The sequence below is a fragment of the Paenibacillus sp. FSL K6-1217 genome (assembly GCF_045040735.1).
Classification (GTDB): Bacteria; Bacillota; Bacilli; order Paenibacillales; family Paenibacillaceae; genus Paenibacillus_AQ.
In genome coordinates this window covers 6,038,355-6,055,611 of the sequence record NZ_CP150271.1, presented here as the reverse complement: position 1 = coordinate 6,055,611, position 17,257 = coordinate 6,038,355, and the positions used below count along the sequence as shown (strand labels likewise).

12 protein-coding genes are annotated in these 17,257 nt (G+C 54.7%); 1 reads left to right on the top strand and 11 read right to left on the bottom strand.

Annotation, left to right across the window (positions count from 1 at the left end):
- Positions 1–238: 238 nt before the first annotated feature.
- From MHH28_RS26695 to MHH28_RS26650, 10 genes are all read right to left on the bottom strand, one after another.
- Positions 239–1,264, bottom strand: coding sequence for an ABC transporter ATP-binding protein (locus MHH28_RS26695; RefSeq protein ID WP_405107232.1), 1,026 nt, complete (start codon positions 1,262–1,264; stop codon positions 239–241).
- Positions 1,261–2,277, bottom strand: coding sequence for an ABC transporter ATP-binding protein (locus MHH28_RS26690; protein WP_405107229.1), 1,017 nt, complete (start codon positions 2,275–2,277; stop codon positions 1,261–1,263). Before MHH28_RS26690 ends, MHH28_RS26695 begins: the two co-directional genes overlap by 4 nt.
- Positions 2,244–3,203, bottom strand: a complete 960-nt coding sequence (locus MHH28_RS26685; RefSeq protein WP_405117262.1) for an ABC transporter permease — start codon at positions 3,201–3,203, stop codon at positions 2,244–2,246. Before MHH28_RS26685 ends, MHH28_RS26690 begins: the two co-directional genes overlap by 34 nt.
- Before the next feature lie 59 nt (positions 3,204–3,262).
- A complete protein-coding gene (locus tag MHH28_RS26680; RefSeq protein ID WP_405107227.1) occupies positions 3,263–4,234 on the bottom strand; it encodes an ABC transporter permease in 972 nt (323 codons plus the stop codon).
- A 120-nt stretch (positions 4,235–4,354) separates the two neighbouring features.
- On the bottom strand, positions 4,355–6,097 hold the full coding sequence (locus MHH28_RS26675) for a peptide-binding protein (protein WP_405107225.1): 1,743 nt from the start codon (positions 6,095–6,097) through the stop codon (positions 4,355–4,357).
- Positions 6,098–6,673: 576 nt separating this feature from the next.
- Positions 6,674–9,232 carry an ABC transporter permease gene (locus MHH28_RS26670; RefSeq protein WP_405107223.1) on the bottom strand — a complete coding sequence of 853 codons (2,559 nt, stop codon included), beginning with the start codon at positions 9,230–9,232 and terminating at the stop codon, positions 6,674–6,676.
- A 13-nt stretch (positions 9,233–9,245) separates the two neighbouring features.
- Entirely contained in the window at positions 9,246–9,947 is a 702-nt protein-coding gene (locus MHH28_RS26665) for an ABC transporter ATP-binding protein (RefSeq protein WP_405107220.1), read from the bottom strand.
- 218 nt (positions 9,948–10,165) lie between these two features.
- On the bottom strand, positions 10,166–11,062 hold the full coding sequence (locus MHH28_RS26660; protein ID WP_405107217.1) for an SDR family oxidoreductase: 897 nt from the start codon (positions 11,060–11,062) through the stop codon (positions 10,166–10,168).
- A 167-nt stretch (positions 11,063–11,229) separates the two neighbouring features.
- A complete protein-coding gene (locus tag MHH28_RS26655; RefSeq protein ID WP_405107215.1) occupies positions 11,230–12,069 on the bottom strand; it encodes an aldo/keto reductase in 840 nt (279 codons plus the stop codon).
- 20 nt (positions 12,070–12,089) lie between these two features.
- Positions 12,090–14,483: a GH36-type glycosyl hydrolase domain-containing protein gene (locus tag MHH28_RS26650; protein ID WP_405107212.1), complete on the bottom strand. Its 2,394-nt coding sequence runs from the start codon at positions 14,481–14,483 to the stop codon at positions 12,090–12,092.
- A gap of 171 nt (positions 14,484–14,654) precedes the next feature.
- On the opposite strand from MHH28_RS26650, the gene MHH28_RS26645 reads away from it, so the two are divergent.
- Positions 14,655–15,632 (top strand): DUF4003 family protein, encoded by a 978-nt coding sequence (locus MHH28_RS26645; protein WP_405107209.1) that lies wholly within the window; start codon positions 14,655–14,657, stop codon positions 15,630–15,632.
- Between the two features lie 87 nt (positions 15,633–15,719).
- Here MHH28_RS26645 and MHH28_RS26640 read toward each other — a convergent pair whose 3' ends face one another.
- Positions 15,720–17,099 carry an amino acid permease gene (locus tag MHH28_RS26640; RefSeq protein ID WP_405117260.1) on the bottom strand — a complete coding sequence of 460 codons (1,380 nt, stop codon included), beginning with the start codon at positions 17,097–17,099 and terminating at the stop codon, positions 15,720–15,722.
- Between the last annotated feature and the right edge of the window lie 158 nt (positions 17,100–17,257).

Genomic DNA, 17,257 nt, shown 5'->3' with positions numbered 1-17,257 from the left:
GAGTGCTGAAATTGCTGTATTTACCTTTTTCACTATAGCCTCCGGTTCCGCAACCTGTGCGGTATTGATTAGACTTCTATTGAAATGCAAATATGGAATTGCAAGAATCCGCTTTTCTCATTTTCTTATAGAAATGCCTGTAGCACAATGATTAGTTTAGCACGATATGACAAGCAAAGAGGAACACCGCGTAATATTCAGCAGCGTTCCTCTTCGGCACAGCATAGGTACTCGTTGATCAGGATTTCGGAAGCAGCGGGAAATGACAGGCTACCGGACGGCCCGGCAAGACCTCTTCCATAAGCGGCTCCACGACGCGGCATTTGTCCTGCACGAACGGGCAACGGGTATGGAACCGGCAGCCAGAGGGCGGATTGGCCGGGGAGGGCACATCCCCCTCCAGCATAATGCGCTCCTGCTTGCGCCTTGGAGTCGGCTTGGGAATGGCCGAGAGCAGGGCTGCAGTGTACGGATGCAGCGGAGCCGCGAACAGCGCCTCTGTCTCCCCCACCTCCACCAGCTTGCCCAGGTACATGACCCCGACACGGTCCGAGATATGCCGGACTACATTAAGACCATGCGCAATGAACAGGAAGGTTAGGCCCAGCTCCTTCTGCAGCTTCATCAGCAGGTTAATGACCTGGGACTGCACCGATACGTCCAGCGCGGACACGGCCTCATCGGCCACAATAAACTGCGGATTCAGGGCGATCGCCCGGGCGATACCAATCCGCTGGCGCTGTCCGCCGGAGAATTCATGCGGATAGCGGTTCCGGCGGCTGGCATCCAGACCCACCAGCTCCATCAGCTCGACCACCCGGGCATCGATAGCCTTGGCAGACATCTTCCAGTGAATGCGCAGCGGCTCGCCGATAATATCCTTGACGAGGAAGCGCGGATTCAGCGACCCGAACGGGTCCTGGAAAATAATCTGCATCTCCTCCCGCAGCTTCCGCATGTCACGCGAACGCAGCGAATGGATATCCTTGCCCTTGAATAACACCTGTCCCCCGGTCGCACTTTGCAGCCGGAGCAGCACCCGTCCGAAGGTGGATTTGCCGCAGCCGGATTCCCCGACCAGCCCGAAGGTCTCGCCTTGGCGGATCGCCAGATTGACTCCATCTACCGCCTTCACCTGACCGACGGTCCGGTTAAGCAGGCCCTTGGTGATCGGAAAATACTTCTTAATATTCTTAACCTCCACCAGCACTTCCGAGGAGGCCGCTGCCTTACGCTCCGGCTTGGACAATGTCTTGTTCATCATGCGCGCTTCGCCTCCCTGCTGATATCCGCTGCAACCGGCTTATCCTTGAACAGCCAGCAGGCGGTCCGGTGATCCTCAGAGATCATGAAATCCGGCGGCTCCTGGCTCCGGCAGATCTCCATTGCATGCGGGCAGCGCGGGTGGAAGCGGCAGCCCGCAGGCAGCTGGCCAATCGGCGGAATCGTTCCGCTGATCGTATAGAGCTCGCCTCCCCGTCCGCCTTCAAATCCCGGAATCGACTGGAGCAGTCCTATCGTATACGGATGGCTGGGACGGTCGAAGATCTCTTCCACGCCGCCCTCTTCCACGATGGCGCCCGCATACATGACAGCAATGCGGTCAGCCATCTCGGCGGCCACCCCCATGTCGTGGGTAATCAGCAGGATAGACATCCCCAGCTCGGACTGAAGCTTGCGCAGCAGATCCAGAATCTGCGCCTGGACGGTAACATCAAGCGCGGTGGTCGGCTCATCGGCAATCAGCAGCTCGGGCTTACAGGCCAGCGCAATCGCAATGACCACACGCTGGCACATCCCGCCGGACAGCTCATGCGGGTACTGCTTCGCACGGATCTCCGGGGCCGGAATGCCGACCAGCCGGATCAGGTCAACCGCCAGCTTCAATGCTTCCGCATCACTCTTGTTCTGATGGAGCCGCAGACTCTCCGCGATCTGCTCCCCTATGGTGAAGACCGGGTTCAGCGAGGACATCGGGTCCTGGAAAATCATGGCGATCTGGTTGCCGCGGATCTTCCGCATCTCCTCCTGGCTCTTCGCTGCCAGATCCTGTCCATGGAAGTCAATGTGCCCATCCAGGATCATCCCGCCAGCATAATCAATCAGGCGCATAATCGCCAGCGAGGTTACACTTTTGCCGCTGCCGGATTCGCCTACAATACAGACCGTCTGACCTTTATCCACCGCAAGGGAGATGCCGTCTGTTGCTTTGAGCAGTCCCTTCTCAGTAGCAAAGCCGGCGGTCAGTTTCCGGATTTCGAGTAGTTTTTGCGCCATTGCTCCAGCCTCCTCCGGGATTTGGTCACTTGCTGTCTGGGATCAAGGGCATCCCGGATGCCGTCGCCGATGAAGTTAACCGCCAGCACGACAAGCAGGATACACAGACCCGGATATACGGCCTGCATTGGATCAATCAGCATGAATTCCTGTGCACTGCTTAGCATCAGCCCCCAGCTCGTAGCCGGAGCCTGGATGCCAAGGCCCAGATAGGACAACGCGGATTCACTGAGAATCGCGCCGCCGACCATCAAGGTGGCATTGACAATGATCGGGAAGCTCGCATTGCGGAGCAGATGCCGGAAGATGATGCCCCAGCTGGATACCCCGATCGCTCTGGCCGCTTCCACATACTGCATTTCCCGCAGCTGCAGGAAGGTTCCCCGGACGAGCCGGGCAATACTCATCCAGCTGGTGAACGCCAGAATCAGGATCATGAATTCGATCTTTGTGCCGAATAACGCCATGACCAGGATATTCAGGAACAGGGACGGTACGGAGTTCATGACATCAACAATACGCATGAATACCGTATCTACGAATCCGCCGAAGTAACCCGAAATTGCTCCGACCACCGATCCGACCAGCACGGATACAAAAGCAACAGAGAAGCCGATGAGCAGCGAGACACGCGCACTGTAAAGCAGTCTGGTGAGAATATCACGGCCCAGCTCATCGGTACCCAGTACATGACCTTCCGCTCCCGGCTTCAGGTTAGCGAACATCAGATCAATGGATTCCGGATTATATGGGGTCAGGCGCGGAGCGCTGAGCGCAATGAATACAAATATGAGCAGTACTACCAGACCTCCCATAGCAAAAGGATTGCGCGAGAACTTCTTCCACAGCACTCTCCACGGGCCGGGAGGTCTGTCCATATCCACCACCGGAATTTCCGGGTCTGTCCCGCCCGGCATCGGATTCATATCCGGTGTCCCCAGCGGCTTGGATACAATTCCTTTGGTAATCTCAGGATTGTCTGTACTCATGCTGCCTTCCCCCCTTGCTTGCCGAGCTTGACCCGGGGATCAACTACTACATAGAGTATATCTGCGAGAAGGTTGCCAATGACGACCATCACAGCCGTTACGATCGTCACAGCCATCAGTGCCGAATATTCGCGTGCAGTGGCCATCTCTACGAACCAGCGGCCCATTCCCGGCCAGTTGAATACATTCTCTGTTAATGCGGCCCCGCCCACCAGAATCGGAAGATCAAGGCCGAGTATTGTAATAATTGGGATCAGTGCATTGCGCAGGGCATGGCGGAAGACGACCTTGCGTTCCTTGACACCTTTGGCCCGTGCCGTCCGGATATAATCCTGATCCAGCACCTCCAGCATACTGGCCCGCGCATACTTCATATAAGAAGCAAGGAAACCAAGTGCCAGTACGGTTACCGGCAACACCAGATGCATGAATAAATCACCTATACTGTCTTCCTTGCCTCTTGTATGCATATCCGACAACGGGAACCAGTCCAGCTTAAGTGACAGCCACTGCTGCAACAGAATCCCGAACCAGAAGGTTGGCATGGCGAAGCCCAGATAAGAAATGAATGAAGCCGTCTGATCCGATAAACCATAGACCTTGGTACTATTGTAGATTCCCCAGGGAATTGCGATCAGCAGGGATACCAGCCATGCCGCCCCCATCAGAATTACGGTATTGCCGATACGCGGCCAGAGCAGGTCCGATATCGCAATATGGTTCTTGAAGGTATAGCCCAGATCCCCTTGCAGCAGGTCGCCGATCCAGCGGACATACTGTACGTATATAGGCTGATCCAAGCCCAGATTTTTGGATTGCTGCTCGAAGATTTCCGGAGTCAAGCCCGGGGACAGCATCACTTGTGTGGGTCCGCCCGGAGCCGCATGGATAAGAAGAAAGGTTAGTATGGTAATCAGAAAGATGACCAATACCGATTGAAGTATACGGCGTATCAGATATTCTGTCATAGGTTATCCTCCTAGAGATGGTAAGGCGCTAGATTGCGGAAGCCCCCCATTTATACAAAAGGGGGAGGTGAAAGAGTATTCTCTTTCACCTCCCGCAAGTCTATTCAGTTAGTCAGTGCGTTACTCGGTTACCCACCATTTAATAGCGTGGAAGAACTGTCCGTAGCCCAGTGACGGCTCAGGAGCATCTTCCTCTGCCCAGTGTACTCTAGGCCCTGTTCCGATCGCCTGACCATACTGATACAGGAAGACATAAGGAAGGTCAGTGGAGATTTCCTTGCCTACTTCTTTGTAGATATCTTTGCGCTTGGCCTGGTCTACTGTGGAATATCCGTCTACCCACAGCTGATCCAGCTTCTCGTTCTTATACCAGCCGCTGTTCTGTCCGGCAGGCGGGAAGTATTTGGAGGAGAAGATACTCTCAGCATCCGGGTCCGGTGTATTCAGGGACCATGCCAGCAGCAGGGCCTGGAATTTACCCGGTGTCACGTTCTGGTCAATCCATGCCGCGAAGTCGATTGCCTTAGGCTTCACTTCAATTCCGACATCCTTCAGGTTCTGCTGGATAACAGCGGCTACCTGCTCGCGGCGGCTGTTGCCGGCATTGTACTGCAGCTCGAAGGAGAAGCGGTGGCCGTCTTTGGCAAGAATGCCATCCGTTCCGGCAACCCAGCCGTCTTCAGCCAGGAGCTTCTTGGCCGTTTCGGCATTGTAATCATAATTCACAGCGGCATCCTTCGGATCAGCCCAGGTATCAGGCAGGAACGGAGCGTTCATCAGCGCACCTACGCCCTTCAGGATATTGTCTACCATTCCTTGACGGTTCAAGGCATGGGCGATTGCCTGTCTGGTCTTCTGTCCCTGGAACAGGCCGTAGCTATCCGGGAAGTTCTTGCCGTCGAAGTTGAACATTACATATTCATACTGCGCGCCCGGCTTCTGGATGATATCGATATTCCCGGCAGCCTTAACGGCTTCAACCTGCGTTACCGGAATCGCACTGATATGGTCCGTGTCGCCCTTCATAATCGCCTGAACTTCAGTGTTCTGGTCGGCGTAGACTTTGTAGATAATCTGAGCGATATGAGGCTTCACCGTTCCCCAATAGTTCGGATCAGCATCCAGGGTATGGCTCTCGCCCTGCTTCCAGGCTGTCCACTTCCACGGTCCGCTTGTGACCGTCTTGGCCGGATCTGTACCGAAGGCGTTCTTCTGCATTTCGGTCGGCTTCACATCCTTAAGGACATGGGCTGGAACAATCTCCTGAACCAGCGCGTACAGGAACGGGGCATAAATCTGGGACATCGTGAATTTCACCGTGTGGTCATCAACCTTCTCCACGCTCTTCACCTTGTCATATTGGCTGATCAGGGGTGAGCCTGTCTCCTTATTCTTGGCCGTTTCAACGGTATAGACTACATCATCTGCAACGACGGGCTGGCCGTCACTCCATTTGGCGGTATCCTTCAGCTTCACGGTGTAGGTCAAGCCATCTTCGGAGATCTCAGGAAGCGCAGCTGCCAGCGACCAATCCTCGGCCTGCACATTGCCTTCACGGTCCAGGTTATACAGCTTGGCGAAGACGAATTGCGCCACATCGCCTGAAGCAGTGTCATTGATTAAGAGAGGATTAAGATTAACAATATCGGAGAATGTGCTTGTAACGAGGGTCCCGCCATCAACGGGCGCGTCAGCCGCAGGTGCTTCAGTAGCATCAGGAGCCGCGCTCTCTGCCGGAGCTGTAGTGGCTGCAGGCGCATTTGTTGAAGAACCCGCAGTGTTATTCGTACTGCAACCTGTAAATAGAACCCCTACCAACGATACGACAAGTAAACCTGACCACCATTTTCTCTGTTTCGCCATTCCTTTACTCCTCCTTAGTTAAGTGCTTGTACCTGCTCTTCAAAACTTCTCGGGAGACTGGGATGCTCTGGATCGTTATGCGCCTGAGACTGCTAATGACCGCCTTCGCATTATATGTGATATAACATCACACCTGATATATATTGTAGGAATGCGATGAATAGACCGCAGGTCAATTAGGGTCAGGGACAACTTTCCCGGCGGGAAGCCTCACAACTTCCCTAATAAATTATGGTTTATATTACATGTGAATATATCTTACGTCAATATATTTATTCGCCGGTATAGAATCTTATTTTTTTGCTTCCGAAACATATACTTCCAATATACCACAATGAAAGCGTTTTTAATTATCTTCTTTGTTTATGCAACGTGTTAGTTGAGTTAGTTTTAATGACACGATTCTGTTATTTTTGCGTTATTTCGACATCATTCATCATATAATTCCAACTTTCAGCCTTAAATGTCCTTGAATACCCTATCATTTCTCTTATTTTTAGATACAAAAAAGAAGGATCATAGCTTGGGGGCAGCTCTGCCCTCAGCTAATAATCCTTCCTCATTCGCTTGCTTGTGCTATTCGACCGATTTCAGCGCTTCAATCATATGAATCCGCTTGAGCTTCATGTGCATGAATGCCATTACGATGCCTGAGAACAGCAGGGTTAGCAAGGCTGCATAGATGTAACTCTGCCCCTTGATGAGCGGAGCGAACATGGTGGCATCCAGCTCAGCAGTCGACAGGACGAACCGGTGCAGGATCACCCCCAGGGCACTGCCGGACAGGATGCCGAGCAGGGTCAACAGAATATTTTCCCGGTAAATATACAGAGTGACTTCCTTATCATAGAATCCGAGCACCTTGATCGTAGACAATTCGCGGACCCGCTCGGACACATTAATATTGGTCAGGTTGTACAGAACCACGAAGGCCAGCGCGGCAGCAGAGACAATCAGCACCACAATGACGATATCCATACTGTCCATGGTTCCCTCGAAGGCTTCTCCCACTCCGCTGGAAAAGCTGACCAAGGCCACCTGTCCATTCGCCGTCAGCCTCTCACCGAAGGTACTCTCCCATTTCTTATCCTTGCCGCCGTAGTTCAACAATTGAGTATTGTAGACCGGCTCCTTGCCGAACACCTCTGTGTAATACGCCGGGGTCATGTACATATAATGCAGCACATAGTTCTCGGTGACCGCCGCTACCTTGATCTGGAATGGCTCATTATTGCTGTCAAGAACCGTCAATGTATCCCCGGGAGCCACATTATACAGCTTGGCCAGCTTCTCTGTAATGACCGCGCCCTCGTCACTCAATACACGCGGCTTACCGGTGCTGCGGTCCTTTAGATGAACAAAAGATGCCAGCTCAGCCGTATCCGAGGGAACAAAGATCCGCACTTCCTGGTCGTTAACGCCTTTGGCCCGGGCCGTCATAGCCTCCTGCAGCACATTCAGCGTGCCTGTCACCGCAGTCTCCTGTTCAATCAGCTCCTTATAGGAAGCCTGATCTGCTGCAGCTGCATTATCGTGCAGGGCTACCAGAGCGCTGTATTTCATAATCCCGCCGAACTGCCGCTCAGCGATACTGCCAATGGAATCCTTCAGTCCAAAGCCGGTCAGGATCAGCGCGGTACAGCCTGCCACCCCGATAACGGTCATGAACATCCGCTGCTTATAGCGGAACAGGTTGCGGGCCGTCACCTTCTGCACGAAGCTGAGTCTGGTCCACAGGAATTTGAAGCGCTCCAGCATAATCCGCTGCCCGCTCTTCGGCGCCTTGGGCCGCATCAGCACAGAGGCGTTGCTCCGCAGCTCGACCCGGGAAGCGATCATCGCCGTCATCGTTGTACAGACCAGCGCCACCAGGATGGAGACCACCGCATAGTCCATGTAGAAGCTTTTGATCACATCCGGGAGGTTGTAAAGCGAACTGTAGGCATTATAGATGAGGTCCGGGAAAAAGGTGAAGCCCACCGCCAGGCCTACCACCGAGGCGGACAAACTGGCAAGTGTGCCGTACACCAGGAACTTGGTCATAATGTCCATAGCGCCGTATCCAAGTGCCTTCATCGTCCCGATCTGGAGCCGCTGCTCCTCCACCATACGGGTCATCGTGGTTAAGCTGACAAGCGCTGCAATCAGGAAAAAGAATACCGGAAATGCCGATGCAATCGCGGACAGACGGTCCGCATTATCCTTGTATTCGGCGTATCCCGGGTTAATCGTGCGGTCAGCCACATACACCTTGGGCGGCTCCGGCTGGCTCTGTGCGGCGGCGGATGCTGCCTGCTGCTGCGTCCCCTGTTGAGCCCCTTGCTGAGCCGCAGCCTGCTTGGCCGCCGCTACAGCCTCCGCCTTCAACTCTTCCAGACGCTGCGCCGGGTAATCCTTCAGCGCCTCCTCCACCTCGGAAAGATGCCGCTCGATCAGCTTGTCATAAGCGGGCGTATAGGCGGTTAGTGCGGCCGTATCCTTGAAGCTGAGATACGCTTCGGTGTAAACCGGCAGTGAGAAATCCCCTTCCGGGATGACGGCAAAAGCATCGGCGGTCCCTTTGCCGATCCGGCTCGTCCCGCGGTTCGCGGTCTCGATATATTGCGGACTCTTCGCGAAGCCTACCACGGTATAGGTCTTGGTCCGGAAGCTCTGCTCGGGCTTCTCCCCGGCTTCCCCGCCGAACGTAATGGAATCTCCGAGTGCGAATTTCTTGTCCTCGCGCAGATGTTCATCCAGTACAATCTCTCCCGAAGCTTCCGGGAGACGCCCGGCGGCGAGCTTATAGCCGTTCAGTTCATTATCGTCCTTGTAGGAATAGACCTTGGCAATCAGCCCGCTGTCGCCAAGGAAGACATCGGAGCTGTATACAGGCTGAACGGTCTGCACCCCGGGAATATCCCGGAGCTTCTCAATCCCTTGCTCCGACAGCCCGTAAGTGGACTGGACCCGCAGATCCATCAGCTGCAGATCCTTGTAATACGTTGCTGCGGTATCCAGCATATCCGGCCCGGCCGACTTGATCCCGGAGAAGAAGCTGACCCCCAGCATAATAATCGCAAAGATCGAGAGGAACCTCGCTTTGGTGCGGCCGATCTCCCGAAAAACATCCTTCCATAATGCCCGTTTCTTCATGATTCCCGGCTCCTTACCATTCGATATCTTCCACGGATACCGGTGATGGATTCTTCACCATTTTCCGTACCTTGGCGTTGTTGATCTCAATGACCCGGTCGGCCATTGGAGCAATCGCCAGGTTATGCGTGATGACAATCACCGTGGTGCCGGTGTCGCGGCAGGTATCCTGCAGCAGCTTGAGCACCTGCTTGCCGGTATTGTAATCGAGCGCCCCGGTCGGCTCATCACAGAGCAGCAGCTTCGGCTGCTTGGCGAGCGCTCTGGCGATAGCGACACGCTGCTGTTCCCCGCCCGAGAGCTGGGCCGGGAAGTTATTCAGCCGTGCGCCAAGCCCGACATCCTCCAGCACCTTCCGGGCATCGAGTGCCCGGGGCGAGATCTGCGAAGCCAGCTCCACATTCTCCAGAGTGGTCAGATTAGGGACCAGATTATAGAACTGAAATACGAAACCCACGTCATTGCGGCGGTAGCCGGTCAATTCCTTGGCGCTGAAACATGCGATGTCAGTACCGTCCACAATGACCTGGCCTTCGTCGGCGGAATCCATCCCGCCCAGTATGTTAAGCACCGTTGATTTTCCCGCCCCGCTGGGCCCTACAATTACAGCGAATTCACCCTTTTCAATCTCAAATTCAATGCCGTCGTTGGCGACAATCAGGGTCTCCCCCATCTTATAGCGCTTATATTCGCCCTTCACCGATACGAATGCCATGCCCACTCCTCCTGTCTTCTCCATAAACCGCTTATGTACCAGAACCGGCAGTTACGATTCAATGACTCAAGTGTAGCACATGAACCCCCTATGATGGCAAAAGTGAGGCTGCACCGCCTCCGCTGAATTCAGATAACTTGACCTGCCAGCATTCCACCCACGGCAAAAAACCTCCTAACGGAGGTTCCTGCTCATGCGTGTTTTTACTCAAGCTTAACTTATGGGGTCGGCATTCCGCCGTTGGCATTCAGGGTCTCACCGCTGACATAGCTTGATTCCTGGCTGGCCAGGAATACATAGGCCGGGGCCATTTCAGCCGGTTGGCCGGGACGTCCCAGCGGGGTCTTGGCTCCGAAGTCCTTCAGGACTTCCTCCGGCTGTCCGCCGCTGATCTGAAGCGGAGTCCATACCGGTCCGGGGGCAACAACGTTCACGCGGATTCCCTTAGGCGCAACCTGCTGGGCGAACGCTTTGCTGAAGGTGTTAATGGCACTCTTGGTGGTGGCATAATCCAGCAGAATCTCTGAAGGCTCATAGGCCTGAATCGATGATGTATTAATAATCGTACTCCCGGGCTTCATATGCTTCACCGCTGCCTTGCAGAGCCAGAACAGCGAGTAGACATTCGTCTTGAAGGTAGCATCGAACTGCTCTGTGGTCAGATCTGCGATGTCCTTCACGAACTGCTGCTTACCGGCAATGTTAGCCAGGATATCAATCCCGCCCAGCTCCTCTACGGCCTTGGCAATCAGCTGCTCACAGTACTTCTCGTCCTTCAGATCGCCCGGCAGGGCCACCGCCTTGCGGCCTGCTTCCTCCACGAGCTTAACGACTTCCTTCGCGTCAGCCTCTTCCTCCGGCAGATAGGCCAGCACCACATCGGCGCCTTCCCGGGCAAAAGCAATCGCTACCGCCCGCCCGATCCCGCTGTCCGCTCCCGTAATGACGGCCTTCCGTCCGGTGAGCTTCCCGCTGCCCTTGTAGGTGCCCGCTCCGTCATCGGGACGCGGGTGCATCCTCGTCTCCAGGCCGGGGCTGGGCTGCTGCTGCTCGAATTCTGGCGTAGCCTTTTCATATTGCTGCACAGGATCTTGAATCTTATATTGATCACTCATGATCATATTCCTCCTCTGTTCGCTTCTGATTTTGTAGGCTTCTGACTCTTTCTATGTAACCAGCTTCCCTTTTTCCTAAACGAATTATGTATGAGTGCAGCAACAAAAAAAAACAAAAGCCCCCTGCCAAAAGAGCAAGGGGCCGCCACTGTATATCATTTCATGAATCAGAACTCTTCGTACACGGCCGGGTCCTGCTCCCACAGCGGGCCGGTGGTCGGAATGTCCGAGATCACCTTCATCTCTTCCTCCGACAATTCGAAGCCGAAGATATCTATATTCTCCCGCTGATGCGCCTCCGACTGCGACCTTGGAATCGGAACGGCTCCCAGCTGCACATGCCAGCGCAGAACAATCTGTGAGACGGACTTGCCACGGGCAGAGGCAAGGTTCCGGAGCTGTTCATTCTTCAGCAGATCCTCGCCGCGTCCCAGCGGACTCCAGGATTCTGTAATGATTCCGTGCTTCTCATGATATGCGCGCTGCTCTGCCTGATTATAGAAGGGATGCAGCTCAATCTGGTTCATACTCGGCACCACACCCGTCTCCTTGATCAGGCGGTCCAGATGCTCCGGCAGGAAATTACTGACTCCGATCGAACGGATCAGCCCTTTTTCCCTGGCATCAATCAGCGCCTGCCACGCTTCCACATACAGGTTCACCTTGGGGTTCGGCCAGTGGATCAGGTACAGATCATAATAATCCAGTCCTGCCCGGTACAGCGATTCCTCAATCGTCTTGACTGCTTCCTCATACTTGTGATGGCGTCCGGGCAGCTTGGAGGTAATGAACAGCTGGTCTCTGGCTACGCCGCTCTGCCGCACCGCCTCCCCGACAACGCCCTCATTCTCATAGTTGAATGCTGAATCGATCAGACGATATCCTAAATCCAGCGCTGTCTTCACACTCTCTACACCCTCAGCGCCTCTGATCCGCGCAGTTCCAAAGCCAATTGCAGGTGCCTTCCTTCCATCGTTCAGCAGTACTTCCGGAATATGATTTGCCATGTTCATTCAGCCTCCTTTGTTTAGATAGTAACAGTCTCTGCCGGAATCTTAACCCGCACCTGATATTGCTTACCCGGTTTCAGCTCCTTGAGAACACTATCTTCCACTAACTTGCCTTCCAGATAGACCCCGGTAGCGGAGATGCCGGACTCACGCTTCATCTCAATATGCAGCTCCGCGCCTCTGAAGCTGCGCTTCACGGTTGCCTCCTGCCAGTCGGACGGAAGCTGCGGCTTCACCTGGAGGCCTTCCCGGCAGCCTTGCAGGCCGAATAGCCCATCGATCAGGCAGCGGTACACCCAGGGAACGGTTCCAGTGTTGAACAGATGGCTGGAGCGTCCGGCTGTCTGCGGGAACTGCCTGTAAGCCCCCCGGTAGTAGTTGGGGATGAACACCGGCAGCTGGCCCCGTCTGATGATATCCTCGATGTCCGGTCCGGGGAGCATTTTGCGCAGCAGACGGTAGGCCTGATCCTGCTCTCCTACGGCATACAGGCCATAGATATAGAACGCTGCGGCATGGTTGTAGACCGCGCCGTTCTCGGCTGTGCCCGGATGCTTCTGCGTTACCCGGCCCACATCCTCGCGCATGGCGGTATAGGAGGGTGCCAGCTTTTCCACTCCATACGGGGTCTCAAGCTGTTCGTGAACCGACTTCATCAGCTTCGCCCGCTTCTCTTCATCCGCCGCACCGCTGAGCAGCGCCCAGCCCTGGGGATTAATGAAGATCCGGCCTTCCGGATCGCTGCTGATACCGAACACCACATTGTCATCGGTAATCCCCCGCGCATACCACTCGCCATCCCAGAAGTACTGATTGACGAGCGCATTCACCTCCTCCGCTGTGTGGCGGAAGGTCTTGGCCGCATCCGGGCGTCCGCTCCGTTCACATATATCCGCCCAGACCATACACGCATACGCGGTAGCGATGGTCAGCCAGCCGGACACCCCTTGTCCCTTGTACCCTACCATATTCATCGGGTCACACCAGTCACCCTGATTGATATAATTAAGGCCGCGCCCGTCCCGCTCATGGAGCAGCCACTGCACCGCCCGGTCGATATGCTCTGCAACGCTCCCCGCTTCTTCCCCGCCTGCATAAGGTACCCTCTCATCCAGAATGCTGTAATCATCGGTCTCATCCAGATAGGTACTGAGGCAGACCGGCAGCCAGACACAATGGTCCGTATGCGGAACCTGATTGATATATTTCAGTTCAGCCGCTTCATGCAAAATAATGCCGTCCGGCATCGCTCCGCTGGCCTCCTGCTGGCTTAAGGCCGTCAGGAAGGCTGCTCTTGCCGTCTGCGGCTTAATATAGCTCATGCCCATATTATCCTGCAGATAATTCCGGGTCTGCGGGTCTGTAGTCAGGCGGTTGGTCTGCCCGTGATAGTACATCTGCCGGGGCAGCCAGTGGTTGACCAGATTGTCGAGGTCCGCATCCGGCGTGGAAATCTCAATGCTCCCTCTGCCCTCTGCGATGTACTGCGCATATTCCCGCTCAGCGCGCACGAATCCGTCCTCGCCTGCCGAATCGGTATCCAGGAACAGCTTCCGGCGGACCTCCGCAATCTCCTGCTCACTTCGGGCGGGTCCGAAGATGAAGCGGTATTCGCGCTCTTCCCCCGCAGCCAGGTCCAGACTGTATTGCAAGGCGGCAACCGGGGTCTCATAACGGGCTTCGCCCTGCGCCAGCCGCCGGCTCTTAAGCGCAGACGGCGAGCCGATTCCGCCTTCGCCCTCGAAGGCTTCCTGATTCACCTCCCAAGAGGTCGGGGCATGATCGGCCAGCAGGAAGGTTTTGTCCTTCAGATGCTTGATTTTGGCATAATCCTGATATTTCTGATATGGTGTGACCGCTGTAGCCACAATGGCCTGCAGGTCTTCCTTATATTCGCCCGACTGATTCATCCATGACATGTAACCTATGGTGAAGTAGGGATAGATGCTGATACTCCGCCGGACCGAAGACAAATTGGTCACCTTCACCCGCCACAGCTCCATCGGCTCATACTTAGGCAGGCTCAGCGTCATCTCAACGGCGATCCCGTTCTTCTCGATGGTCCATACAATATTATGTTTACCAACAGCAAAAGTATAATGATCCGGGGGTGTGCGGACAGGCTCGTAAGGGGCAGAGAACAGCTCCCCGCTCTCCTCATCCTTGACATAGACGAAGCGGCCGGGGTGGTGGGCGTAATACGGCTGCTCCGGCTGCATGAAGGTCTTGGCCTCCAGATTCGGCGCATAGGAGTACTTGGCAGGCTCGGGCTGCATGAACTGGGCTACCGCATAGCCGCGGCAGTTCATATGAATCATCATCTGCTCATTCCACAGGAACCCCGAAGCCTTGGGTAGAATGGTGGGACTGGACAGTTCATAATATTCGTTATCTTCAGATGCTCTTATCATTCTCATGCCTCGCTTTCCGGATTATCAGTCTGCTCTCTATTCTATCTTGCTTTAAGAATACGCTCTCATAGGTTTGGCGGCAAGTCTGCCGGAGCCGTTTCAATTTCATCGTTTTGGGTTTTATAGTAGAATATACCCAAGTCAACTACCACATAATGAGAGGTGCATTTAATGAAGCAATCGTACATAGCCAGACTTGAATTATTCGTAACTAACGCCCAACAGATCAAACAGGAATTCCCCTGGCAAAATGCCTCCGTGAACCGGCTGGCAGCCTTGCTCTACGCAGTGGAGGACAAGAGCGCCGATGTGGGGGCAATCCGCATGTACCACGAGATGGTCAAGGATAACACCCGCGGCTTCTCCTCCTTCCGGGGAACCTCAGCCATTTGTATTGCTGCTCTGCTCTCCCTCTCCGCCCAGCCGGAACAGCAGCTGGCAAATACGCTGGCTGTATATGACCTGCTCAAGGAACGCAAATTCCGGGCCTCCGACTACCTGGTCATTGCCGCCTATCAGATCGCTGCCCATACCCCGTACAATCAATATGACGCAGCCATAGACCGCACTCAGGCATTCTATGAGGGGATGCGGTCGAAGCACCGTTTCCTGACCGGGCGGGATGACTATATCTTCGCTGCTATGCTGGGCCTCTCCGATATTCCTGTGGAGCGGGGGCTGGAGCAGCTCGAACAGCTCTATCTTACGCTCAAGCCCGAGTTCTTCTCTGGCAACAGCGTGCAGGCGCTGACACAGGTGCTGGTGCTGGGCGGCGGAGATCTCGCCAGCCGGGTGCTAAGCCTGCGTGAAGCGTTCCGGGCACGGGATATCCGAATGGATAAAGAGTATACACTCTCGTCGCTGGGTATCCTGTCCCTGCTCCCGCACGAACAGCAGCAGCTGGTAAGCGATGTCTCGGACACCTATGAGTTCCTGCGCCCGCAGAAGGGCTTCGGCGGCTGGTCGATCAACAAGCAGGAGCTGCTCCTGCTGTCTGCCGCACTGGTCTCCTATCAATATGTAGATGATGTGAGAAACGGCATTGTTGATTCCGCGTTGTCTACCAGCCTGACCAACATCATCATTGCCCAGCAGACGGCGATTGCTGTAGCTGCGGCCTCTGCTGCTGCGGCGGCAGCTTCGTCTTAGATGTAGACATGCAAAATGCTTCCGGAGCAAACTACGCTCCGGAAGCATTTTTTCGGGTGGCTGTTATTGATTTATATAGAACGAAGCCTAGCCTTCCTCCCCATCCCCGGGCATCCGGCGTCTGCCGATCCCAAAAGCATAGTACCCCGCCACAACAATAGCAAGGAAAGACGCGCCGACGATCAGCGACAGATGGGTGTCGGGATTGAACCACATGCCGATAATGACCAGCGACAGGAAGATGATAATAATGTAGTTGCTGACCGGGAAAAAGCGGGACTTGAACGGATGTGCTGCCATCTCGCCCTTCCACTTTTCCCGGAACCTGAACTGGCTGAAGGCCAGAGCGAACCACGGAATCATTCCCGGAAGCACGCTGGCACTGTAAATATAGAGAAACAGCTTGGAGTCCGGCATCAGATAATTGAACAGCACACCGACCAGCAGCAGGGAGATCGTGGTAATAATGCTGTTCCGGGGCACTCCGCTGGCGGAGACCCGGCCGAAGAACTTCGGAGCCTGTCCGTTCTGGGCCAGGGTGTAGAGCATTCTGCCCGCACTGTAGATCCCGCTGTTGCAGCCCGACATGGCTGCTGTCAGCACGACGAAGTTGATGATGCCCGCAGCGCCGACAATGCCCACCTTGGCAAAGGTCAACACGAACGGACTGCCGATCCCGCCGATCTCATTCCAGGGGTAAATGGTCACAATGATGAAGATGGCCCCCACATAGAAAATCAGAATGCGCCATATGATATTTTTGATCGCTTTGCGCAGCGTATGCCCCGGATTCTCCGCTTCCCCTGCCGTAATCCCCACCAGCTCAATGCCCTGATAGGCCGCCGTGACTATACAGAGTGCGAACAGGAAGCCCTTTAGTCCTCCGGCAAAAAATCCGCCATGGCTATACAGATTGGATAGTCCGAGCGGCTGCCCGCCATTCCCCAGACCGAAGAAAATCACCCCGGTACCGATCACCAGCATCACGACAATAGCGACCACCTTGATCATCGCAAACCAGAATTCAAACTCCCCGTACAGCTTCACCGCCGCCAGATTGGCTGCCGCAATGATGCCGACACCGACCAGCGCCGGAATCCACTGCGGAATGTCCGGGAACCAGTACCCTACATAGATTCCAATCGCCGTAACCTCCGCCATCCCGACAGTCACCCACAGGAACCAGTAGCTCCAGGCGGTCAGGAAGCCGGCCAGCGGGCTGATATATTTGTGGGCAAAGGTGGCAAACGAGCCGGTCACCGGTTCAACAATCAGCATCTCGCCCATGATCCGCATCACAAAAAACATAATGATTCCCGCCAAAAGATAGGCCAGCAGCACGGAAGGCCCCGCCCACTTAATCGTACTTGCCGAGCCCATGAACAATCCCACGCCAATCGTGCCGCCCAGTGCGATCAGCTCGATATGCCGCGGCTTCAGTCCTCTAGTCAACTGTTTCGATTCCAACACAATGCTCCCCCTCATATGTAAAGCCCGCATGTATACGACGCTAACTATCATAATATGCAAGAATCATTGTATGCTGTGATCTACATTAACGCAATGCAGAATTACTCCAGCAAAAAGTTTTGCGAATTGTAATAAAAATTTGCCCGAAAACCTAT

Coding starts and splice junctions, on each gene's coding strand:
- MHH28_RS26695 (WP_405107232.1), bottom strand. CDS start 1,264: ATGATGAACAAGACATTGTCCAAGCCGGAGCGTAAGGCAGCGGCCTCC.
- MHH28_RS26690 (WP_405107229.1), bottom strand. CDS start 2,277: ATGGCGCAAAAACTACTCGAAATCCGGAAACTGACCGCCGGCTTTGCT.
- MHH28_RS26685 (WP_405117262.1), bottom strand. CDS start 3,203: ATGAATCCGATGCCGGGCGGGACAGACCCGGAAATTCCGGTGGTGGAT.
- MHH28_RS26680 (WP_405107227.1), bottom strand. CDS start 4,234: ATGACAGAATATCTGATACGCCGTATACTTCAATCGGTATTGGTCATC.
- MHH28_RS26675 (WP_405107225.1), bottom strand. CDS start 6,097: ATGGCGAAACAGAGAAAATGGTGGTCAGGTTTACTTGTCGTATCGTTG.
- MHH28_RS26670 (WP_405107223.1), bottom strand. CDS start 9,232: ATGAAGAAACGGGCATTATGGAAGGATGTTTTTCGGGAGATCGGCCGC.
- MHH28_RS26665 (WP_405107220.1), bottom strand. CDS start 9,947: ATGGCATTCGTATCGGTGAAGGGCGAATATAAGCGCTATAAGATGGGG.
- MHH28_RS26660 (WP_405107217.1), bottom strand. CDS start 11,062: ATGAGTGATCAATATAAGATTCAAGATCCTGTGCAGCAATATGAAAAG.
- MHH28_RS26655 (WP_405107215.1), bottom strand. CDS start 12,069: ATGGCAAATCATATTCCGGAAGTACTGCTGAACGATGGAAGGAAGGCA.
- MHH28_RS26650 (WP_405107212.1), bottom strand. CDS start 14,483: ATGATAAGAGCATCTGAAGATAACGAATATTATGAACTGTCCAGTCCC.
- MHH28_RS26645 (WP_405107209.1), top strand. CDS start 14,655: ATGAAGCAATCGTACATAGCCAGACTTGAATTATTCGTAACTAACGCC.